This window comes from Streptomyces sp. NPDC001135, assembly GCF_053598395.1.
In genome coordinates this window covers 612827-635368 of the sequence record NZ_JBSFKD010000001.1, presented here as the reverse complement: position 1 = coordinate 635368, position 22542 = coordinate 612827, and the positions used below count along the sequence as shown (strand labels likewise).

Sequence of the window (22542 nt, the reverse complement as noted above, 5' to 3'; positions counted from 1 at the left end):
TTCGGACTCGCTTTCGCTACGGCTTCCCCACCCGGGTTAACCTCGCAACACACCGCAAACTCGCAGGCTCATTCTTCAAAAGGCACGCAGTCACGAGAACGTGCAAGCACGTTCCGACGCTCCCACGGCTTGTAGGCACACGGTTTCAGGTACTATTTCACTCCCCTCCCGGGGTACTTTTCACCATTCCCTCACGGTACTATCCGCTATCGGTCACCAGGGAATATTTAGGCTTAGCGGGTGGTCCCGCCAGATTCACACGGGATTTCTCGGGCCCCGTGCTACTTGGGTGTCTCTCAAACGAGCCGCTGACGTTTCGACTACGGGGGTCTTACCCTCTACGCCGGACCTTTCGCATGTCCTTCGCCTACATCAACGGTTTCTGACTCGTCCTGTCGCCGGCAGACGACAGAAGAGAGATCCCACAACCCCGCATACGCAACCCCTGCCGGGTCTCACACGTATACGGTTTGGCCTCATCCGGTTTCGCTCGCCACTACTCCCGGAATCACGGTTGTTTTCTCTTCCTGAGGGTACTGAGATGTTTCACTTCCCCTCGTTCCCTCCACACTGCCTATGTGTTCAGCAGCGGGTGACAGCCCATGACGACTGCCGGGTTTCCCCATTCGGAAACCCCCGGATCAAAGCCTGGTTGACGACTCCCCGGGGACTATCGCGGCCTCCCACGTCCTTCATCGGTTCCTGGTGCCAAGGCATCCACCGTGCGCCCTTAAAAACTTGGCCACAGATGCTCGCGTCCACTGTGCAGTTCTCAAACAACGACCAGCCACCCATCACCCCGAACCAACAGGTCCGAGTGCACTGGGGCCGGCGACTGAGGAAAGTTCGTTCCCTCAGACACCCAACAGCGTGCCCGACACGATCCGTCCGCCTTCTCTGTGTTCCACGCCGAAGCAGTACTAACAGGAGGCATTCAGACTGTGCCGAATAATCAACGTTCCACCCATGAGCAACCAGCATCGGACGTTCGCCGATGTACTGGCCTCTGACCGAGCGAACCCGGTAAGAAGTGCTCCTTAGAAAGGAGGTGATCCAGCCGCACCTTCCGGTACGGCTACCTTGTTACGACTTCGTCCCAATCGCCAGTCCCACCTTCGACAGCTCCCTCCCACAAGGGGTTGGGCCACCGGCTTCGGGTGTTACCGACTTTCGTGACGTGACGGGCGGTGTGTACAAGGCCCGGGAACGTATTCACCGCAGCAATGCTGATCTGCGATTACTAGCGACTCCGACTTCATGGGGTCGAGTTGCAGACCCCAATCCGAACTGAGACCGGCTTTTTGAGATTCGCTCCACCTCACGGTATCGCAGCTCTTTGTACCGGCCATTGTAGCACGTGTGCAGCCCAAGACATAAGGGGCATGATGACTTGACGTCGTCCCCACCTTCCTCCGAGTTGACCCCGGCGGTCTCCTGTGAGTCCCCATCACCCCGAAGGGCATGCTGGCAACACAGAACAAGGGTTGCGCTCGTTGCGGGACTTAACCCAACATCTCACGACACGAGCTGACGACAGCCATGCACCACCTGTACACCGACCACAAGGGGGACCCTGTCTCCAGGGTTTTCCGGTGTATGTCAAGCCTTGGTAAGGTTCTTCGCGTTGCGTCGAATTAAGCCACATGCTCCGCCGCTTGTGCGGGCCCCCGTCAATTCCTTTGAGTTTTAGCCTTGCGGCCGTACTCCCCAGGCGGGGAACTTAATGCGTTAGCTGCGGCACCGACGACGTGGAATGTCGCCAACACCTAGTTCCCACCGTTTACGGCGTGGACTACCAGGGTATCTAATCCTGTTCGCTCCCCACGCTTTCGCTCCTCAGCGTCAGTAATGGCCCAGAGATCCGCCTTCGCCACCGGTGTTCCTCCTGATATCTGCGCATTTCACCGCTACACCAGGAATTCCGATCTCCCCTACCACACTCTAGCTAGCCCGTATCGACTGCAGACCCGAGGTTAAGCCTCGGGCTTTCACAATCGACGTGACAAGCCGCCTACGAGCTCTTTACGCCCAATAATTCCGGACAACGCTTGCGCCCTACGTATTACCGCGGCTGCTGGCACGTAGTTAGCCGGCGCTTCTTCTGCAGGTACCGTCACTTTCGCTTCTTCCCTGCTGAAAGAGGTTTACAACCCGAAGGCCGTCATCCCTCACGCGGCGTCGCTGCATCAGGCTTTCGCCCATTGTGCAATATTCCCCACTGCTGCCTCCCGTAGGAGTCTGGGCCGTGTCTCAGTCCCAGTGTGGCCGGTCGCCCTCTCAGGCCGGCTACCCGTCGTCGCCTTGGTGAGCCGTTACCTCACCAACAAGCTGATAGGCCGCGGGCTCATCCTTCACCGCCGGAGCTTTCCAACCCGAGAGATGCCTCTCAGGCTCGTATCCGGTATTAGACCCCGTTTCCAGGGCTTGTCCCAGAGTGAAGGGCAGATTGCCCACGTGTTACTCACCCGTTCGCCACTAATCCACCCCGAAGGGCTTCATCGTTCGACTTGCATGTGTTAAGCACGCCGCCAGCGTTCGTCCTGAGCCAGGATCAAACTCTCCGTGAATGTTTACCGGTAATCCGGTTGAACACCACGAGAGCGGTGCGAGAGGAGGAATAATCCCCTCGCACACAGCGTCCTCGCTGTGTTTTTCAAAGGAACCTCGTCCCAGCAGATGCTGGAGACGGGGTATCAACATATCTGGCGTTGATTTTTGGCACGCTGTTGAGTTCTCAAGGAACGGTCGCTTCCTTTGTACTCACCCTCTCGGGCTTTCCTCCGGGCTTCCCTTCGGTGTTTCCGACTCTATCAGATCTTTTCTCGATCCGATTTCCTCGGTGCTTTCCAGGTTCCCGCTTCCGCGTTTCCCTTTCCGGCGGTTCCGACTTTATCAGAAGTTCTTGGCCGGTCTGACCGGCCGTTCATTTCCGATTAATCGGGAGGTGCTTCTCGGAGATGTCGGTCTCGACTTTCTCGGGAAGCTCGTAGAGTCTAACGACGACCTGTGAACTTGTCCAGTTCCAGGCAACTGTTTGAATCTACCTCCCCACGCCATCCGTGTCAACGGCTCTTGCGGGGCGAAGAGGAGACTAGCAGCTCACAGGGGTCAAACGCACATCAGGCCGCGGTGGGGACCGAGGCGCTGCGGTCCGCCGCTTCAAGATCGCCGGTCTCACCTGCCCGTACCGCCCTGCCGCCCAGGACGTAGACGTACGTCAGGAATGCCAGCTCGGCCAGGACACCGATTCCGATGCGGGCCCAGGTGGGCAGGCCGGACGGGGTGACGAAGCCTTCGATGGCGCCGGAGACGAAGAGGACCAGGGCGAGGCCGATCGCCATGCCGACGGCCGAGCGTCCTTCTTCCGCGAGAGCGGCGCGCCGGGTGCGGGGGCCGGGGTCTATGAGTGTCCAGCCCAGGCGCAGTCCCGTACCGGCGGCAACGAAGACGGCCGTGAGCTCGAGCAGGCCGTGGGGAAGAACCAGTCCCAGGAACGTGTCGAGGCGGCCGGCCGAGGACATCAGGCCGAAGCCGACACCCAGGTTGAGCATGTTCTCGAAGAGGATCCAGAGGACAGGCAGGCCCAGGAAGACGCCCAGGACCAGGCACATCGCGGCTGCCTGGGCATTGTTCGTCCACACCTGGGCGGCGAAGGCCGCCGCGGGATGGCTGGAGTAGTACGTCTCGTACTCCCCGCCGGGCCGGGTCAGCTCGCGCAGCTGGCTGGACGCGGCGATGGACGACTGTACGTCCGGGTGGGTGCCGATCCACCAGCCCAGAAGGATCGCGATGGCCGTGGAGACCAGTGCCGTGGGTACCCACCAGTGGCGAGCGCGGTAGACCGCGGCAGGAAAGCCCTGCCCCAGAAAGCGTGTGACGTCACGCCACGAGGCGCGGCGCGTGCCGGTGACGGCGCTGCGCGCGCGTGCCACCAGTTGGCTGAGGTGCCCCGTCAGCTGCGGGTCCGGGGCGCTGGACCGGATGAGGGAGAGGTGCGTGGCGGTGCGCTGGTAGAGGGCGACGAGTTCGTCGGCTTCGGCGCCGTTCAGGCGGCGCCGGCGGCGGAGCAGGGCATCCAGGCGGTCCCATTCGGCTCGGTGCACGGAGACGAAGACGTCCAGGTCCATCGGGTCTGCCTGCTCCTCGGCTGGTCGTCGACGGCTAGTCGCGGATGCTCACGATCGCGATCAGCTTGTCGTACTGAGGCGCGATGCGCCCACAGCTTGGCAGACTTGCGCTTCCGGGGGCAGATCAGGGAAGGACGACGGGCGTGAGTGAGCTGGTTACGGGCGAGGCGGTGGCGCTCGAACTGCGGCCGGCCAAGCTGCCGAGCAGGGCGCTGGCCGTGTTGCTCGACCTCGTGGTCGCCATGGTCGCGTACGTCGTCGTCAGCATCGCGGTGGTGCTGTCGACCGCTTCTTTGGACGAGGCCGCGCAGGTGGCGCTGTCGATCGCGACGTTTCTCCTCGTGCTGGTCGGCGGGCCCATAGCGGTGGAGACGCTCAGTCACGGGCGTTCGCTGGGGAAGCTGGCGTTCGGGCTGCGGGTGGTGCGGGACGACGGCGGGCCGATCCGGTTCCGGCACGCGCTGGTGCGAGGCGCGATCGGTGTGGTCGAGATCCTGCTGACGTTCGGTGTGATCGCCTGTGTCGCCTCGTTGGTGTCGGCGCGAGGCCGGCGACTGGGGGACGTGTTCGCAGGCACCCTGGTCGTACGGGAGCGGATACCGGCCGGCCGGGCCGCCTTCGTTCCGCCGCCGCCTCCGTGGCTCGCGGGGCGGTTCGCCGAGTTGGACCTGTCGGCGGTGCCCGACGGGCTGTGGCTTGCGGTTCGGCAGTACCTGACCCGGATGGGTCAGCTCGATCCGCAGGTCTCGCTGGGTATGGCCCAGCGTCTCGCGGCCGATGTCGCGACGTGGACGAGCGCGTCGGTGCCGCAGGATCTGCCGGCAGCCGTGTTCCTGGCGGCGGTGATGCACGAGCGGCAGTCGCGTGAGGCCCGGCAGGCGTTCGGCGCCGCTGGATCCGCTCCGCCCGGGGCCCAGCCTGGCGCGGCGGCCGCGTATCAGCCGCCCGCTTCCGCGGCGGCCCGGTCGCCGCAGGATCCCGGTCGGCCCGATCAGCCGCAGGACTGGGCCCTGCATCCGCAGGCTCCGGTCGTGCCGTCGGCCGAACCTGCGCGGAACGCGCCTCAGGCCGACCGGCCGGCCACCGGTTTCGCACCGCCGGCGTAGCACGAGGCCCGCTCAGCCGCCGTTGCGGTGGTCTCGTCTCCGCCGTCGTTCGGGAAGGTTTCCGCCCCGGTGTACGCGGGCCCGTCGGTCTCGGCGGTCCGGCGTCTCAGTCGAACGTCGACGGCGGTGACTGGAGGTCCTCCAGCTCGATCCCGGGCGCGGCCAGAACGACGTCGCCGGCGAGGTGGACGGTGTGCCGTTCGCCCGTGTCCAGGGCTGTGACCTGGTATTCGTCCACGGTCAGGGGGCCGTTGTCAGTGGCGTGTGCTTCGCTGTTCACCAAGGCCCAGGACTGGTCCACGGTGCGGGGGGCGAGGACCGGGTCCGTGAAGGCGACCAGGCGCACGCGGGTCGCGTCGGACGAGGGGGTGAGGCGCAGGAGACGGGCGGTGGCGACGAGGAACGCGGGGGACGTGCCGGTGAAGGCGTGGGCGCGCACATTGCCTTCGGTGGCATGGGTTCCGGTGGGGTCGGTGCGAACCCAGGTGACACCGTCCAGGGCGGCGCCGCGCACCTGCCATCCTCCCGCGTGGAGTTCCAGGCGGATGGGGCGGCCGAGGTCGTCCAGGGCGAGGTCGACCGAGCCGCGGTGATCGCCGGCGGGGCTGGTCACCCGGGAGACATAGCGCCAGCCGGACGGTCCGGGGGCGCACTGGAAGTGTTCTTCGGCGAGGGGGGTGTGATCGTGCGGATCGTGGAGCGAATAGCGGCCGCGGGGCATGGGGGTCCTGGGGTCTTGACGGGCTGACGGGCAGGACCGGTCACGGGCAGGACCAGTCAAAGGGGCAGGCCCCCGGCACGGGGGTGCGGGGGCCTGTCTCGTCAGGGCCTGCTGCCGGGGAGCGCGGCGGTGCACCGGTGTGCTCCCCGGCGGGCGGGACTGCGCGGTCGCCGGCTCAGTAGCGGTAGTGGTCCGACTTGAACGGGCCGTCGACCTCCACGCCGATGTACGCGGCCTGCTCCGGGCGCAGCTTGGTGAGCTTGACGCCGAGTGAGTCCAGGTGGAGGCGGGCGACCTTCTCGTCGAGGTGCTTGGGCAGCACGTAGACGCCGGTCGGGTACTCGTCGGGCTTGGTGAACAGCTCGATCTGGGCCAGGGTCTGGTCCGCGAACGAGTTGGACATCACGAACGAGGGGTGGCCGGTGGCGTTGCCCAGGTTCAGCAGGCGGCCCTCGGACAGCACGATGATCTTCTTGCCGTCCGGGAAGGTCCAGGTGTGGACCTGCGGCTTGACCTCGTCCTTGACGATGCCGGGGATCTTGGCGAGGCCGGCCATGTCGATCTCGTTGTCGAAGTGGCCGATGTTGCCGACGATCGCCTGGTGCTTCATCTTGGCCATGTCCGAGGCCATGATGATGTCCTTGTTGCCGGTCGTGGTGATGAAGATGTCGGCCTTGTCGATGACCTCGTCGAGGGTCGTGACCTGGTAGCCGTCCATCGCCGCCTGCAGGGCGCAGATCGGGTCGATCTCGGTGACGATCACGCGGGCGCCCTGGCCGCGCAGGGACTCCGCGCAGCCCTTGCCGACATCGCCGTAGCCGCACACGACCGCGGTCTTGCCGCCGATCAGGACGTCGGTGGCGCGGTTGATGCCGTCGACCAGGGAGTGGCGGCAGCCGTACTTGTTGTCGAACTTCGACTTGGTGACGGCGTCGTTGACGTTGATCGCCGGGAAGAGGAGGACGCCGTCGCGCTGCATCTCGTACAGACGGTGGACGCCGGTCGTGGTCTCCTCCGTGACGCCACGGATCTCGGAGGCCAGCTGGGTCCACTTCTGCGAACCGTCCGTGATCGTGCGGTGCAGGAGTTCCAGGATGACGCGGTGCTCGTCGGACTCGGCGGTGTCGACGGAGGGGACCTTGCCGTCCTTCTCGTACTCGACGCCCTTGTGGACGAGGAGGGTGGCGTCACCGCCGTCGTCCAGGATCATGTTGGGGCCGCCGGTGGGGCTGTCCGGCCAGGTCAGCGCCTGCTCGGTGCACCACCAGTACTCCTCCAGGGTCTCGCCCTTCCAGGCGAAGACCGGGACGCCCTGCGGGTCGTCGGGAGTGCCGTTCGGACCGACGGCGATCGCGGCCGCGGCGTGGTCCTGGGTGGAGAAGATGTTGCAGGACGCCCAGCGGACCCGGGCGCCGAGGGCGACCAGGGTCTCGATGAGGACGGCGGTCTGCACGGTCATGTGCAGGGAGCCGGTGACACGGGCGCCGGCGAGGGGCTGCGCCTCGGCGTACTCCTTGCGGATCGCCATCAGGCCCGGCATCTCGTGCTCGGCGAGGGAGATCTCCTTGCGGCCGAACTCGGCCAGGGAGAGGTCGGCGACCTTGAAGTCCTGTCGGTTGTCGACAGTCGTCATTGCGAGCTGCTCCTCGGGGTTGGGTCGAGGTGGGTACGGCTGGTCTGCGCGGCGGCGGACACAGAGGTGCCCGAAAGAGGACACAGGCATGCCCACGTACGCGCAGCGCAGTCCGTCGGAGGCCCTCTCTCCCTCGGCCGGCCCGCTGGGGGGCCGCCCGACCGCCATCAGCAGCGACGTCTGGCTCCGTCCCAAGCTACACCGGACGACCCGGTCGGCCCCAGTCCGCCTCCGGCCGGTCCGGACAGCCCGGGAGGCGGTTTCGGGGTGCGGCGCGGGGGCAGGAGCGGGCCGGCGGGGGCGCGGAAACCGTGGAACGGGAGCCCACAGACCGGTATGAACAGGGACTTTCACCTCTTTGGGCCGGGGCGGGGTGGTGCAGGATGCAGGGGAACCGGGGCCGTCCGGTTCCGCTCGCGGGGTGCCCGGAACGGCGCCTCGTGCGACGAAGGCGTTAGGAGATCGACGTGACCAGTCCGGCCGGCCCTCCCTCCACGGATGGCCGCGATGATGCGCGGCGGCAGGTGAAGCTGCTGGCGGTGACCGCCTGCCCGACCGGCATCGCGCACACCTACATGGCGGCGGAGAAGCTCGCACAGGCCGCGGCGAGCCGTGGCGTGGAGATGAAGGTGGAGACCCAGGGATCGATCGGGGCCGAGAACGTCCTCGATGACAACGATGTCAGACGTGCGGACGGCGTCATCGTCGCCGCCGACAAGGACGTCGATCTGAGCCGCTTCGCGGGCAAGCGGGTGCTGATGGTCGGGGTCGCCGAGGGCATCCGCCATCCCGAGCAGCTGATCGAGCGGGTGCGGTCGGCGCCGGTGTACGCGCCGGGCGGGGCCGCGGGCGGTTCGGCCGCCGGGTCCGCCAGTGGCGGTGGCGGTGGCGCTGGTGGCGGCAAGGAACGGGGGCCGGTGTACAAGGCACTGATGAACGGCGTGTCGTACATGATCCCGTTCGTCGTCGTCGGTGGTCTGCTGATCGCAGTCTCGCTGGCCCTCGGCGGGCATGCGACGCCCAAGGGCTATGTGATTCCGGACGGCACGTTCTGGGCGCACGTCAACGCGATCGGCGGGATCGGCTTCCAGCTGATGATCCCGATCCTGTCCGGCTACATCGCCTACGCCATCGCCGACCGGCCCGCGCTGGTGCCGGGCATGATCGCCGGCTGGATCGCCAACACGGGGGCGCTCTACGACTCCAAGGCGGGCGCGGGCTTCATCGGGGCGATCGTGACCGGGTTCCTCGCCGGGTACCTGGTGTTGTGGATCAAGCAGGTCCGGGTGCCGAGGTTCGTGCAGCCGATCATGCCGATCATCGTGATCCCGATCGTGGCCACGACGGCGCTCGGGCTGTTCTTCATCTATGTCATCGGCAAGCCGATCTCGTGGGTGTTCGAGCACCTGACGAGCTGGCTCGGCGCGATGACGGGGACGAGTGCGGTTCTGCTCGGCGCGATTCTGGGGCTGATGATCGCGTTCGACATGGGCGGGCCGGTCAACAAGACGGCGTTCCTGTTCGGTGCGGGGCTCATCGCGAGCGGCAACCAGACGGTGATGGGCATGTGTGCCGCGGCGATTCCGGTGATGCCGCTGGGACAGGGACTGGCCACGTTGATCCGCCGGCGGTTGTACACCGATCAGGAGCGGGAGACGGGGCTGGCGGCGCTGTTCATGGGGTGTTTCGGCATCTCGGAGGGTGCGATTCCGTTCGCGGCGGCGCGGCCGGCGCAGGTGATTCCGGCGAACATGCTCGGTGGTGCGGTGGCCGGTGCGGTGGCGGGGCTGGCCGGGGTGAAGGATGCGGTGCCGCACGGGGGGCCGATCGTGGCGGTGCTGGGCGCGGTGACCGGGGTGCCGATGTTCTTTGTGGCCGTGGTGATCGGGGCGGTGGTCACCGCGTTGGCGACCGTGACGATGGTTGATGTGAGTGGGCGTCGGGGGCGGGGGGTTCCTGCCGGGGAGTCTGCGGGTGCGGGTTCGGAGGTGGCGGGGATCGAGTTCTCGTCCGCACCGTCCGTGCAGGAATCGTCGGCGGGTGGGGGTGGCCCGACCGGTGGGGGGTCCTCGCCGGCGGCGAGTGCGAGTGCGTCGTCGGAGGGTGGGGGTGCCTCACCGGCTGTGGCGGGTACGAGTGCCGCCTCCGCCGGTGCCGGTGCGTCGCCTGCGGGTGCGGGAGCTGGGGTCGTTGTGCCCGGGCAGCGGGGAGAGTCTTCAGGGGGCGGCCCGGGGAGCCCGATGCCTGTCTCGGCGGACCGGGAGAGCGCGGCTGAGGGCAGCCGGGCCGAAGTGTTGTCCGGGTATCTCGATGAGCGGACCGTGCGGGGCGCGCTCGGAGCGGTGGACAAGGACGCCGCGATCCGGGAGATGGCGGAACTGCTGGCCCGGAGCGGGCGGGTCGCCGATGTGGACGAGCTGGTGGCGACCGCGTTGCGGCGCGAGGCGCAGGGGACGACCGGGCTCGGCGAGGAGATCGCGATTCCGCATGCCAAGACGGACGCGGTGACCGCGCCGGTCGTCGGCTTCGCCCGGTCGGCCGAGGGGGTCGAGTGGGGTTCGCTGGACGGTACGAAGGCCCGGCTGGTCTTCATGATCGCCGTACCGGAGGCGGCCGCGGGCGACGAGCATCTGCGGATCCTCGCGTTGCTCTCGCGCAAGCTGGTGGACCCCGGCTTCCGGGAGCGGCTGCTCGCTGCCCCGGACGAGGGGGCGGTGCTCGACGCCCTCGGCGAAGTCCGGTGAGTCCGGCTGTTCCCCTCGGTTCGCTCAGTCGGTGAGTGGTGCGTCCGGTGAAGTGAGCAAACAGGTGCGGGTCCCCCGGCCCAGGAGGCCGGGGGACCCGCACGCTCTGGTCCACGGCCCGCACGCCCTGGTGTGTAGGGCGGTGGAACGTGGTGACCCTGCGGGGTCGGGTCAGTGGTCGGTTGTGTGGGGGTTCGGGCCGCCCGGGGTTGCCTCCGGGTCCGGGCCCTTGGCGGCCTCGGCCTCGCTGTAGATGTCCGGCTCGAGATAGATGACGCGGGCGATGGGGACGGCGGCGCGGATGCGGGCCTCGGCGGCGTTGATGGCGTTCGCGACCTCGGCGGCCGTGTCGTCGTGCTGGACGGCGATCTTGGCGGCGATCAGCAGCTCCTCGGGGCCGAGGTGCAGTGTGCGCATGTGGATGACGCGGGTGACGGTGTCGCCGTCGACGGTCGCCTCCTCGATCTTCCTGATCACATCGAGGCCCGCCGCCTCGCCGAGCAGCAGCGACTTGGTCTCGGCGGCCAGGACCAGAGCGATCAGGACGAGCAGGACGCCGATGCAGACGGTGCCGATGCCGTCCCACAGGCCGTCGCCGGTGAGCACGGCCAGGCCGACGCCGAGGAGGGCGAGGACCAGGCCGATGAGCGCGCCGAAGTCCTCCAGCAGGACGACGGGCAGCTCGGGGGCCTTGGCGCGGCGGATGAACTGCGCCCAGGACAGCCTGCCGCGCAGTTCGTTGGACTCCTTGATGGCCGTGCGGAAGGAGAAGCCCTCGGCGATGACCGCGAAGACCAGGACGCCCACCGGCCAGTACCAGTTCTCCAGTTCGTGCGGGTGGCTGATCTTCTCGTAGCCCTCGTAGATGGCGAACATGCCGCCGATGGAGAACAGGACGATCGAGACCAGGAAGGCGTAGATGAACCGCTCGCGGCCGTAGCCGAAGGGATGCTGCGGGGTCGCCTCGCGCTGGGCCTTCTTGCCGCCGATGAGCAGCAGGAACTGGTTGCCGGAGTCGGCGAGCGAGTGGACGCCCTCGGCGAGCATGGAGGAGGAGCCGCTGAACGCGAACGCCACGAACTTCGACACCGCGATCGCGAGGTTGGCGCCGAGTGCCGCCACGATCGCCTTCGTACCGCCTGACGCGCTCATGTGTCCGCGTTGTCCCTTCGACCTTGTCGTCGCCTCATGGCGTGTTCCGGCTTTGCCCGGCCTTTGCCGGTGGGCCATTCTTGCAGCCCGGCCGGGCCCCGATGCGTCAGGTATCCACAACCCCGGTCATACGATCACAGCGGCGGATATCCATATGCCCGTCAAACGATCACCGTGGCACGGAAGAGCGTGCCCGCGCCCGAGATCTCCGCCTTCTCAGCGGCCGGGACGAAGACCGACTGACCCGGCTGCAGCTCGTGTTCGCCCGCGCGGACCGAACCGGCCGTGCAGAGGAGGATCTGCGGGGTGGCGAGGGTGAGGTCGTGGGCGGTGCCGCCCTCGGGGAGGACGTAGCGGGACAGGCGGAACTCGTCGATCGGCGTCTCGTAGACCTCCTCGCCGTCCGGGGAGGCCTCGGGGCGCAGCACGCCCGGGTCGCCCGCCTCGAAGCGGACCACTCGCAGGAGCTCGGGGACGTCGACGTGCTTGGGGGTCAGGCCGCAGCGCAGGACGTTGTCGGAGTTGGCCATGATCTCGACGCCGAGGCCGCTGATGTACGCGTGCGGGATACCGGCGCCGAGGAACAGGGCCTCGCCCGGCTGCAGGCGGACGTGGTTGAGCAGCATGCCCGCGATGACGCCGGGGTCGCCCGGGAAGTGGTGGGCGAGGACGGCGTAGGGGGCGTAGGCACCGCCGAGGCGGGTGCAGGCGGCGGCGGTCTCGGTGACCGTCCGGGCCATGTCCTCCGGGTCGGCGGTGAGGATCGCGGTGAGGACCTCGCGCAGGGCGGCGTCCTGGGGGTGGGCGTGCAGCAGGTCGACGTACGGCTTGAGGGAGGCGACACCGAGTCCGTCGAGCAGGTCGGCGGCCTGGACCGGGTCGAGGAAGCCGCACAGGCCCTCGAACTCGGTGAGGGCGCAGATCAGTTCGGGCTTGTGGTTGGCGTCCTTGTAGTTGCGGTGCGGGGCGTCGACCGGGATGCCGCGGCGCTCCTCGTCGGCGTAACCCTCCTTGGCCTGCTCCAGGTTGGGGTGCACCTGGAGGGAGAGGGGGGCGCCGGCGGCGAGGATCTTGAAGAGGAAGGGCAGGTGGGGGCCGAACTTCGCCATCGTCTCCGGGCCGAGCTCGCGCTCCGGGTCGGCGTCGATGACGTCGACGAGTGTCCCGCGCGCGGTGCGCGAGGGGGCTCCGGGGTGTGCGCCCATCCACATCTCCGCCTGCGGTTCCCCGGTCGGCTCGACGCCGAGCAGGTGCGGGATGGCGGTGGGGGATCCCCAGGCGTAGGGGCGGACGGTGTTGTCGAGGCGGTCCATGTGTCTTCTCTGTCTCCGTAGTACGCGCTCAGCCGGCGCCTGCGGCCGAGCCGGTTGCCGTGCTGGTGGTGGGCGCGGGTCGGCCGGCCCGGAGCAAAGATCAGGCCCCCGAAGCGAGCGCCAGGTAAACAGCGGCGAAATCCGTGACGGCGATCAGTTCCGCGAGGGCCTCCAGATCGCCACCCTCCTCCGGTTCGAGTTCACTGATCGGCGTGTCGTGGCTGAGGGCCAGGTCGCGGGCGGCGGGCGCGGCGGTGAAGCCGCCGATCGGGCGGTCGCGCAGCAGCACTACGCGCGCGTGCAGCGCGGGCTGTTCCTCGACGCGGTCGCGGAAGAAGTCGTCGGGGTCGGCGCTGGCGGCCAGTGGGCCGGCCAGCAGGGCGCTGTGCGCGGCGAGCGCCTCGGGGAGTTCGGCGACGAGTCCGGGGCGGCCGGCGAGTTCGGCGAGGGCGGCGGCGAAACGGCGCCCGGCGGGGCCCGCCGAGGTCCCTTCCGTCCACACCACGGGGAGCGCGTCGGCGAGTTCGGCGGCGAGTGTCTTGGCCGGGTTGCTGTAGGTGGCGATGGCGGGGCCACAGCGCTCGGCGACGTGGTCCAGGCGGTCGGCGACCTTCTCCAGGGCCTCCGGCGGGGCGCTGAGCAGGCCGACGCGGTCCAGCAGCGCGAGCAGCGGGGTGAGCAGCGCCCAGAAGACGCCCGAGGAGGAGGCGGCGAGCGGTTCCTCCTGGTCGTACGGTGCTGTCGCCATCGGTACGAACAGTCCGTGGGCGCCGGCGACCGCCTCCGCGAGCGGGGTACGGGGCGGAGCCACGGCGACGACCGAGCAGCCGCGGCGGTAGGCCTGGTCGGCGAGGAGGGAGAGGCTGGGTTCGGTGCCGTCCGGGGTGGCGATCAGCAGCAGGTCGACGGAGCCGGCCCAGCCCGGCAGTTCCCAGCGCAGCGCGCCCGCGGCCGGGGCGACGCCGATCGGCGCCAGACGGACCACGGGGCTGCCGACGCCCGCCAGGGTGCCGAGGAGGTCGGCGGTGTGGGTGGCGGCGGCGCCGGGGCCGGCGATGAGGACGGCGCGGGGGCGGCCGTCGGGCTTGAGATCGCCGACGCCGGCCTCGGCGGCGTGCCGGGCGGCGGTACGGACGCGGGCGCCGGCCTCGGCGGCACCGCGCAGCAGGCCCCGGCGGTCGGCCTCGGCGAGGCCCTCCGGGGTGTCGAGCAGCGATTCGTCCAGCATGGGCGGCAGCCTCCGATCGCCGGGGGTCCTGTGCAGGTTGTCTACGACGTCAAGGGCGTCGTCACTCGGGGCGGCGGGCCTCGTCCACGAGCAGGACCGGGATGCCGTCGCGGACGGGGTAGGCGAGGCCGCAGTCCTGGCTCGTGCAGATCAGCTCGGTGTCCTGCTCCGTGAGGGGGGCGTGGCAGGCCGGGCAGGCGAGGATCTCCAGGAGGCCGGCTTCGAGCGGCATGGGGTGTCCCTTCGAGGGTTGGTTCTCTGGCCGGTGGTCAGCGTACCGCTGGTGGGCGGGCTGAGCTGGGCTCACGTGCCGCCCAGGGGGCTCCGCCCCCTGGACCCCGGCTTTTGCCCACCGGCCACCCGCCACCGGGAACTGTCGGCTGGAAGGCCCGGGTATCACCCCCTGATGATCGCCAGGGCCTCGTCCCTGATCTTCGTCATCGTCGCCTCGTCCTTCGCCTCCGCGTTGAGGCGCAGGAGCGGCTCGGTGTTGGAGGGGCGGACGTTGAACCACCAGTCGGCAGCGGCGACGGTGAGGCCGTCGAGGTCGTCGAGGGTGATGTCGGCGCGGCCCTCGTACGCGGTGCGGATCGCGGCGAGGCGGGCGGACTGGTCGGCGACCGTGGAGTTGATCTCGCCGGAGCCGGTGTAGCGGTCGTACTGGGCGACGAGGGAGGACAGGGGCCCGTCCTGGCCGCCGAGGGCCGCGAGGACGTGCAGGGCGGCCAGCATGCCCGTGTCCGCGTTCCAGAAGTCCTTGAAGTAGTAGTGCGCGGAGTGCTCGCCGCCGAAGATGGCGCCGGTGCGGGCCATCTCGGCCTTGATGAAGGAGTGGCCGACGCGGGTGCGGACCGGGGTGCCGCCGCGCTCCTTCACGACCTCCGGGACCGTGCGGGACGTGATCAGGTTGTGGATGATCGTGCCCTTGCCGCCGTTGCGGGCCAGTTCGCGGGCGGCGACCAGCGCGGTGATCGCGGACGGGGAGACCGGGTCGCCGTTCTCGTCCACGACGAAGCAGCGGTCGGCGTCGCCGTCGAAGGCGATGCCCAGGTCGGCGCCCTCCGCGGGGACACGCTTCTGCAGGTCCACGAGGTTGGCCGGGTCGAGCGGGTTGGCCTCGTGGTTGGGGAAGGTGCCGTCCAGTTCGAAGTACATCGGGACGAGGGTCAGGGGCAGGCCGGCGAAGACCGTGGGGACCGTGTGGCCGCCCATGCCGTTGCCGGCGTCGACCACGACCTTCAGGGGGCGGATGGAGGTCAGGTCGACCAGGGAGCAAAGGTGCGCTCCGTACTCGTCCAACGTCTCCCGCGAGGACAGGGTTCCCGGCTGGGCCACCGGTTCCGGTGCGCCCGACTCCAGCCAGTGCTCGACCAGTTCGCGGATCTGCGCGAGGCCGGTGTCCTGGCCGACCGGGGCGGCGCCCGCGCGGCACATCTTGATGCCGTTGTACTGGGCCGGGTTGTGGGAGGCGGTGAACATCGCGCCGGGCAGGTTCAACGCGCCCGAGGCGTAGTACAGCTGGTCCGTCGAGCACAGCCCGATCTCGGTGACGTCCACACCGCGGTCCGCCGCGCCGCGGGCGAAGGCGCGGGACAGCCCCGGGGAGGAGGGCCGCATGTCGTGGCCGACGACGATCGCCGCCGCTCCTGTCACCTCGGCGAAGGCGGCGCCGAACAGTCCGGCCAGTGACTCGTCCCACTGGTCCGGGACCACTCCGCGTACGTCGTACGCCTTCACGATCTGCGACAGATCAGCAGTCACGGCCAACCCTCCTGAAAGTCCTATGGGTGCCCACAAACTACCCGTTGGGGGTAAGGGGGAGGTGTGCGGACACCAGGTGGACGCCCAGTCGTGACCGCGAGGGGGCCCGCGGGGGCGGATGGCGTGGGTGGCTCAGTTGTCCGGGGAGCGCAGGACTCGCAGGTGGCCGCGGCGGGCGACCTCCATGGGGTCGGCCGTACGGGTTCCTCCGCCGCCCGCCTCGGCCGCCCGCTCCTGGGGGCGGGCCGCCTCGCGTACGGCGTTGGCAAGCGCTTCCAGATCGTCTCCGCTGGGCCGCGCGGGAGCGGAGCCGTCGAGGAGGCGTACGACCTCCCAGCCGCGGGGGGCGGTGAGGCGCTCGGAGTGCTCGGCGCACAGGTCGTAACAGTGCGGCTCGGCGTAGGTGGCGAGCGGGCCGAGGACCGCGGTCGAGTCGGCGTAGACGTACGTCAGCGTCGCGACGGCGGGTCGGCCGCAGGCGGTGCGCGAACAGCGACGTACAGGGCTCACGACGTTGGACGGTACCGCACTCTTGAGCGGGCCGCGACGACTCCCCACCACGTCACTCCACTGTGTCGTGGTGTGAAACGTCCCACACACCCCTTCGGGGGGACCTTGTTGACCTGCGAGGACGGGTCCTCGGCGGGTTTGGGGCGGCACTCGGTACGGTCACGGTTTGGCACATATACCGTCAATCGCCTTGAGTTCGCCGGTCTTGGAGGGTCACGGAAACGCGCCATTCGTTGGCTGGAATGGTCAGCCTGCGACACGCGGGTGGATGCAGCCGATCGGAGGGGAATGGGCCGATCGGCGGCGGCTGAACGGCGGCGGGTGCTGGTCGGTCCGGGGGAAGTGGCTGGTTGCCGTGGGGGGGAAGGGAGGGGGCGGGTCGTCGTGGGGGGCGAGCGGGTTGCCGTGTGGGGCCGGGCGGGCGGAGCGTGCGAGGACTACGCTTCCCCAGTGATGGACAACCGTGTACCGCCTCGTGCCACCGGACCCGGGCCCCGTCGCCGTGATCGTCACGGGCGGGGCATGCGGGGGCCGATCGCACCGCCGCAGGTGCCGCTCGCGGCCAGCCGTGCCGATGTGTTCGCGGATCTGGTGCAGGACTCCGTGGACCGTCTTGAGCGGCGGTGGCCGCAGCTGGCCGACATCGACTTCCTCGTCTTGGAGGTGCCCCGGCTGGAGGGGCGGGACGAGCAGGCGTGGAGCGATGAGGCCGTGCCGTTGGGCGGGGTCGTTCCCGCGCGGGACGGGCGGCGGGCGCGGGTGGTGGTGTACCGGCGGCCGGTCGAGATCCGGACGAAGGGGCGGGACGAGCGGGCCGCGCTGGTGCACGAGGTGGTCGTGGAGCAGGTGGCCGAGTTGCTGGGGCTGACTCCGGAGACGGTGGATCCGCGGTACGGAGAGGACTAGGCCCTCTCGTTTGGATCATCCCGGCGTCGCAGGGTCTGCTGGAAGGCCCCCCACCTCGCTGCCGGGTGGGGGGCGGTCCGGTGGCCTGGTTGTTCGGGGCTCCGTGGGGGCCGACAGGCCGGTCCTCACTTCTGCAGGATGGACAAGTCCTCCGTCGTCTTCGGTACCGCCACCATTCCCCGGTCGTACGGCAGGTTCTGGATGGTGAAGCCGGGGATCTGCGCCTCGGTGGCCGTGAGGGTGCGGGAGGCGTAGACCGGGCCGCCGGAGACGGTTTCGACGGTGAGGGCGTAGGTGCCCTGGAGGCCGGCCGGGGCGGGGACCGGGACGTTCTGCGTCGTGCCGGATCTGATCGTGTACGTCTTCGTCGTCGCCGTGCCGCCCTCGCTGCCCGCCGAGGCGGTGACCTTCACCGTGGCTGTGGCGGTGGGCGCCGTCAGGGCGAGGGTCGTGCCCTTGGCGCTGTTGTCGGCCGACGTCGCGCGGGTGCCGACGGGGGCGGTGGCCGGGATGAAGGCCGTCTCCTGTTTTTCGCCCTTGCCCCGCACCACCCGGAGGGCCGCCACCACCGGGATCGACTGGTCCGTGGGGGTCAGGACGAGCGAGCCCGCCTCACCTCTGGTCACGGCGCCGAGGTCGGCCGTGGTCGTCATGCCCGACTTCAGGTGCAGGGTCTCGTTGCCCGCCGGGGTGATCAGGCCGTCCGGTGAGGCCAGGCGGACCTTCAGGTCGGCGTCGTCGCCGCCCGGCGTGAAGGCGATCAGGCGGACGTCGGTGGCGTCCTTCGGGATGCCGGGCAGGACCAGGCTGCCGGCCGGGTCGGCGGCCGCGGCCAGCCAGTCCCCGCCCGCCTTGTCGTCCAGGGCCTGCACGGACGCGCCGACCCGGCCGCTGCGCACGCTGACGTGCACGGTCAGGTCGGCCTGCTGTTCGTCGGTGAGCGTGGAGAGCAGGATCGGCTTGCTCGCGTGCGGCGCAATGGTCTGGTTCTCGCCGAGCGGGGACTTGATCGCGCCGTCCTTGCCGTACAGCTCGATGTCGACGACCGCTGCGGAGTCGTCGGGGTTGGTCAGGTGGACGTAGTCGGTGCGGCTGCCGGCCGTGCTCGCGCCCGGGAACCAGAAGTCGGTGTCGGCGGCCGTGCAGTTGACGCCCTGGAGGCCGCGGCCGGTGCCGGCGGCGACCTCGGTGGTCTCCTGGACGGTCCAGCCGGGCGCGAACTTCCCGTCGGCGGTGCCGATGAGCGCGGGCGCGTCGGCGCCGGAGGTGTCCCCGGTGACCGGTGTGCCCGGTGCCTTGGGGGTGAGCACCGGCTTGTCCGCCGTCTTCTTCCCGCTCTTGGACGCCTTGGAGCCCTTGCCGCCCCGGGAGTTGTCCGTGCCGTCCGTGGTCTGCTCGTCCGCCGCCTGGAGTTGGGCCTTGCCGGTGCTCGGCGTGGACCGGGTGACGGGCGTGAACGACGTGTACGCCGTGTCGGCGATGTCCGAGATGCTCGGCGCCGGGCACAGCAGGCTCGTGCGCTGCACCGGCAGGTTCGCGGCCGGCCTGGGGGCGGCGGCCCCGGACGCGGACGGGCCGTCGAGCGCGGCGAACGCGGTGACGGCGGCCAGCGCGGTGGTGCCGGCGATCAGGGACAGGGTGGTGCGGTTCACTGCTGGCTCCCGTCGGGGCGCTCGCTGCCGGTGCCGTGGGGGTGCTGGGCCGGGTCGTAGCCCTGCTGGGCGGGGTCGTACGCCGGGTCGTAGCCCTGCTGGTAGGCCGTCGGGTCGTACGGCGTCTGGGCGGCCGTGCCGCCGTAGGCGTACGGGTCGTACTGGCCCGTCTGGTACGGGTCGGCGGCCGGGTACGCCTGCTGGTCGTAGCCGGAGGGCTGGTAGGGGGTGCCGGTCTGGTACTGGTCGGTTCCGTAGCCCGCGTATCCGGTGTTCGCGTAGGAGTCCTGGTCCCAGTCGTCGTAGGACTGCTGGTGCGGTACGGCGGCCGGGGGCTCCTGCGGCAGCGGGGGTGCGGCCGGCTGCTCGTCGGCGGCCTGTTCCTCGGCCTGGGCGCGCAGGCGGCGGGCGCGGCGGCCCTCGCCGGCGGTGGCCTGGGCGGGCAGCGGCTCCTCCTCGGGCAGGTCGTCGTCGACGTCGCGGCGGCGGCCGGGCAGGGCGAGGACGACCAGGACGACGGCGAGCGCGCCCTGGGCCCACAGCCAGGCGGTGTGGGTGAGCGGGGCGGTGTAGGTGACGTCCAGCCTGCCGCTGTCGGCGGGCAGTTGGAAGCCCTGGGCCCAGCCGTCGACCGTGGTGCGGGTGAGCGGCTTGCCGTTCAGGGTGGCGGTCCAGCCGTCGGAGGCGGTGTCGGCCAGGCGCAGGACGCGGCTGCCCGAACCGGCGGGGACGGTCGTGTGGATCTCCACCGGTCCCGCGGTGACCGGCTGGGCGGTGCCCGAGCCGCCGGCGGGGACGATGGTGGCGCGGGAGACCTCCCGGTCGACGCGGTACAGGGCGCTGCCGTGCTGCTGGCTGAGCCGGGTCAGGCCGGGGGTGGTGTCCAGCACGCGGGTGATGTCGCGGGGCGCGCCCTTGTGGACGAGGACGTAGCGCACGGCGAAGCCGCCGAGTTCGTCGGCCTGGTCGGCGCCGGAGCCGGCCACGAGGTTGGCGACGACCTTGTCCAGCCGGGTGTCCCCGCCGTCGGCGGCGCTGATCTCGGCGTCGCCCATACGGGCACCGGAACCGCGGACCAGGGAGTAGCGCACGCGCGCGGTGGAGTCGCTGTCCAGGATCAGGGTGCGGGCCCGGTCGCCGGTGGCGGAGTCCTCGGCGACGAACGCGGGCACCTGGGTGGGGTCGCGGCGCTCCACGGGGCCGTCGGCGCCCCGGATCATCCAGCCGGCGGCGACGAGCAGCGGGCCCGCGGCGCAGGCGAAGGCGATCAGGGCGGCGACGGGCTGGCGCCAGCCGAAGCTCTGCTCGGCCACACGCGCGCGTGCGCCGTCGGCGCCGAGGGCGGCGGCGGCCAGCAGGGCCATGCCGTAGACGAGGGTGGCCGGTCCGGCCCAGGCGGACCTGTTGGACAGGACGGCGAAGACGAGGGCCACCAGGGCGACCGCCCAGGCGGCTCGGACGGCCAGCTGCCGCTCGGAGCGCAGCAGCGCGGCGAGGGCGGCGAGGACGACACCGAGGAGCATCAGGCCCTGCACGGTGCCGGGGCCGCCGGGGCTGGCGCCGAGCAGGTCGGACGCGGAGGCCGCGGAAGGGCCGTACGCCAGGCCCGCTTCCTTGAAGAAGCCGGTCGGGAGCAGGGTCAGCGACCAGGGGGCGAGGACCAGCAGCGGGGTTCCGAGCTGGGTGAGGAAGCGCAGGGCGTGGGCGACGATGTCGCCGCGGCGCAGGACGAGCACGCCGATGCCGAGGAGCAGCGCGATGGGCCACACGATCGGCGTGAAGGCGGTGGTGATGGTCAGCAGCAGCGCGTACGCCCAGGTGGCGCGCCAACTGCCGCGCGCGCCGAAGCGGTTGGTGAGGCCGCTCGCGGCGAGGCCGGCGCGCGCGATGAGCGGCAGCAGCACGGCGAGGACGGCGGTGCCGATGCGGCCGCCGGCCAGGGCGCCGGTGGTGGCGGGCAGGAAGGCGTAGGCGATGGCCGCCCAGGCGCGCAGCAGCCGGGAGGTGACGAGCGGCCGGGAGGCGAAGTAGGCGGTGCATCCGGCGAGCGGTACCGAGGCGACCAGCAGGACGGTGACGGCGAGTCCCGTGGAGCCGAACAGGATGCCGGCGAAGGTCGCGAGGACGGCGAGGTAGGGCGGGGCGGACGCGGTGCCGCCCGAGCCGACCGGGTGCCAGGCGTCCGCGAAACGCGCCCACAGGTCGCCGGCGCCGGCGGGGGCGGGCAGCAGGGCGCCGCCCACGAGCGCACCGCCGCTGAGGAGGGCGCGGCAGGCGGTCAGGGAGACGAGCAGGAGTGCGAGGAAGAGCACGGGGCCGGGCTTGCGGGCGATCCGCTTGAGCCGGGCGAACTGCTCGACCTCCAGGAAGTCGGCGTCGTCGCCGCCGGGGCCGGACTCGACGGCGCCGCCGTGCCGGCCCGCCCGGGCGGTGTCGTCGGAGCCGCTGGTGAAGTTGGCGGCGAGCTGTTCCACGGTGGCGCGGACGGTGGCGCCGGGTGGTGGCAGGAGTTGGCGCAGTTCGGCCTTGTCGATCTGCGGGCGTCCGCGGCGGCGCCGGGCGGCGATGATCCGCTCGGGGCGCAGCAGGGTGCTGAGCAGGCCGCGGATCTCGTCGACGGCCTGGCCGGGCACCTTGCCGACGAGATAGGCGATGGTCCGCACGACGGTGCCGAACACGAGCCGCAGCAGCACCCAGGGCAGCGCGGCGCCACGGGTGTTCACGAGCAGGGTGTAGACGGCGCCGGCCTTGTCGACCTTGTGCGGGGAGGCGGCGGTGCGGCCGACGCAGTCGACGGTACGGCGCTCGCGGGAGGCGGCCTCGGCGTGCCGTACGACGGCGTCGGGGGCGATCAGGACGCGGTGGCCGGCGGCGTGCGCGCGCCAGCACAGGTCGACGTCGTCGCGCATCAGGGGCAGTCGGCGGTCGAAGCCGCCGAGCTGTTCGAAGACGTCACGGCGGATGAGCATGCCGGCGGTGGAGACGGACAGCACGGTGCGGACGTGGTCGTGCTGGCCCTGGTCCTGTTCGCGGCGGTCCAGGCCGGTCCAGCGGCGGCCGGAGTTGGCGATGGAGACGCCGACCTCCAGCAGTTGCCGGCGGTCGTACCAGCCGCGCAGTTTGGGGCCGACGACCGCCACGTCGTCGCGGCCCAGCTCCAGTTCGGTGTCGACGACCCGCAGCAGCTGGGCGAGGGCGTCGGGTTCGGGGGCGCAGTCGTCGTGCAGCAGCCAGAGCCACTGGACGGGCTCGCCGTGCGGCAGTTCGGGCAGGTCGTAGGCGTCGTCCCGCCAGGAGCGGGTGACCGGGTCCCAGCCGCTGGGGCGCTTGAGGTACGGCAGCTCTTCCGGGGTGAGGACCGGGGCGGTGCGGCTCGCCTCCTCGACGGCCTGGCCGAAGCCGGTGCGCCGGGCCAGGTGCAGGACGCCCGCGTCGCCGAGGGCGTCGGTGAGCAGCCGGGCGGAGTCGTCCGCGCTGCCGGTGTCGGCGGCCACCGCGTACTGCACGGGGCGCTCCTGGCCGAGCAGCCCGGCGAGGGCGTCGGGCAGCCAGCGGGCACCGTCGTGGGCGACGAGGACCGCGGTCACCACGTGACGCGGGAACTCGGGCGGGCGGGCCGGGTCAAAGGCTGCGGTGGCAGCGGTGTCTTGCTGGGCTGCCGTATGGCTGTGCACGGACATCGAGGTACG

General features: G+C 70.3%; 14 protein-coding genes and 2 rRNA genes. 3 read left to right on the top strand and 13 right to left on the bottom strand.

Annotated elements, in window-relative coordinates; genetic code table 11:
• From ACWC94_RS03020 to ACWC94_RS03010, 3 genes are all read right to left on the bottom strand, one after another.
• Positions 1 to 744 (bottom strand): 23S ribosomal RNA (locus ACWC94_RS03020); the annotation flags it as partial.
• Between the two features lie 297 nt (positions 745 to 1041).
• Positions 1042 to 2567, bottom strand: a 16S ribosomal RNA gene (locus ACWC94_RS03015).
• A 552-nt stretch (positions 2568 to 3119) separates the two neighbouring features.
• On the bottom strand, positions 3120 to 4127 hold the full coding sequence (locus ACWC94_RS03010) for a stage II sporulation protein M (RefSeq protein ID WP_450794586.1): 1008 nt from the start codon (positions 4125 to 4127) through the stop codon (positions 3120 to 3122).
• 143 nt (positions 4128 to 4270) lie between these two features.
• Between ACWC94_RS03010 and ACWC94_RS03005 the strand changes: the two genes are divergently transcribed.
• Complete coding sequence (locus ACWC94_RS03005) at positions 4271 to 5233, top strand: RDD family protein (RefSeq protein ID WP_450794585.1); 963 nt, start codon at positions 4271 to 4273, stop codon at positions 5231 to 5233.
• 106 nt (positions 5234 to 5339) lie between these two features.
• Here ACWC94_RS03005 and ACWC94_RS03000 read toward each other — a convergent pair whose 3' ends face one another.
• Together ACWC94_RS03000 and ahcY are read right to left on the bottom strand one after the other, a co-directional pair.
• A complete protein-coding gene (locus ACWC94_RS03000; protein ID WP_450794584.1) occupies positions 5340 to 5954 on the bottom strand; it encodes a hypothetical protein in 615 nt (204 codons plus the stop codon).
• 175 nt (positions 5955 to 6129) lie between these two features.
• Complete coding sequence (ahcY, locus tag ACWC94_RS02995; protein WP_450794583.1) at positions 6130 to 7587, bottom strand: adenosylhomocysteinase; 1458 nt, start codon at positions 7585 to 7587, stop codon at positions 6130 to 6132.
• Positions 7588 to 8054: 467 nt separating this feature from the next.
• Between ahcY and ACWC94_RS02990 the strand changes: the two genes are divergently transcribed.
• On the top strand, positions 8055 to 10331 hold the full coding sequence (locus ACWC94_RS02990; protein ID WP_450794582.1) for a fructose-specific PTS transporter subunit EIIC: 2277 nt from the start codon (positions 8055 to 8057) through the stop codon (positions 10329 to 10331).
• Positions 10332 to 10502: 171 nt separating this feature from the next.
• Here the strand turns inward: ACWC94_RS02990 and ACWC94_RS02985 are convergent, their stop codons facing one another.
• From ACWC94_RS02985 to ACWC94_RS02960, 6 genes are all read right to left on the bottom strand, one after another.
• The gene (locus ACWC94_RS02985; RefSeq protein WP_450794581.1) at positions 10503 to 11483 is read right to left on the bottom strand and encodes a cation diffusion facilitator family transporter; all 981 of its coding nucleotides are present in this window, start codon (positions 11481 to 11483) and stop codon (positions 10503 to 10505) included.
• 161 nt (positions 11484 to 11644) lie between these two features.
• Positions 11645 to 12796 (bottom strand): mannose-6-phosphate isomerase, class I, encoded by a 1152-nt coding sequence (gene manA / locus ACWC94_RS02980; protein ID WP_450794580.1) that lies wholly within the window; start codon positions 12794 to 12796, stop codon positions 11645 to 11647.
• A gap of 100 nt (positions 12797 to 12896) precedes the next feature.
• Entirely contained in the window at positions 12897 to 14024 is a 1128-nt protein-coding gene (locus ACWC94_RS02975; protein WP_450794579.1) for an SIS domain-containing protein, read from the bottom strand.
• A gap of 61 nt (positions 14025 to 14085) precedes the next feature.
• Positions 14086 to 14256 carry a Trm112 family protein gene (locus tag ACWC94_RS02970; protein ID WP_450794578.1) on the bottom strand — a complete coding sequence of 57 codons (171 nt, stop codon included), beginning with the start codon at positions 14254 to 14256 and terminating at the stop codon, positions 14086 to 14088.
• A gap of 164 nt (positions 14257 to 14420) precedes the next feature.
• Positions 14421 to 15785 (bottom strand): phosphomannomutase/phosphoglucomutase, encoded by a 1365-nt coding sequence (locus ACWC94_RS02965; RefSeq protein WP_450794577.1) that lies wholly within the window; start codon positions 15783 to 15785, stop codon positions 14421 to 14423.
• Between the two features lie 132 nt (positions 15786 to 15917).
• Positions 15918 to 16343 (bottom strand): DUF3499 domain-containing protein, encoded by a 426-nt coding sequence (locus tag ACWC94_RS02960; RefSeq protein ID WP_450794576.1) that lies wholly within the window; start codon positions 16341 to 16343, stop codon positions 15918 to 15920.
• Positions 16344 to 16748: 405 nt separating this feature from the next.
• On the opposite strand from ACWC94_RS02960, the gene ACWC94_RS02955 reads away from it, so the two are divergent.
• The gene (locus tag ACWC94_RS02955) at positions 16749 to 17201 is read left to right on the top strand and encodes a metallopeptidase family protein (RefSeq protein ID WP_450794614.1); all 453 of its coding nucleotides are present in this window, start codon (positions 16749 to 16751) and stop codon (positions 17199 to 17201) included.
• A gap of 125 nt (positions 17202 to 17326) precedes the next feature.
• Here ACWC94_RS02955 and ACWC94_RS02950 read toward each other — a convergent pair whose 3' ends face one another.
• A complete protein-coding gene (locus tag ACWC94_RS02950) occupies positions 17327 to 18853 on the bottom strand; it encodes a DUF5719 family protein (protein WP_450794575.1) in 1527 nt (508 codons plus the stop codon).
• The gene (locus tag ACWC94_RS02945; protein WP_450794574.1) at positions 18850 to 22533 is read right to left on the bottom strand and encodes a glycosyltransferase; all 3684 of its coding nucleotides are present in this window, start codon (positions 22531 to 22533) and stop codon (positions 18850 to 18852) included. The genes ACWC94_RS02950 and ACWC94_RS02945 overlap by 4 nt, the downstream gene beginning before the upstream one ends.
• Positions 22534 to 22542: the final 9 nt, after the last annotated feature.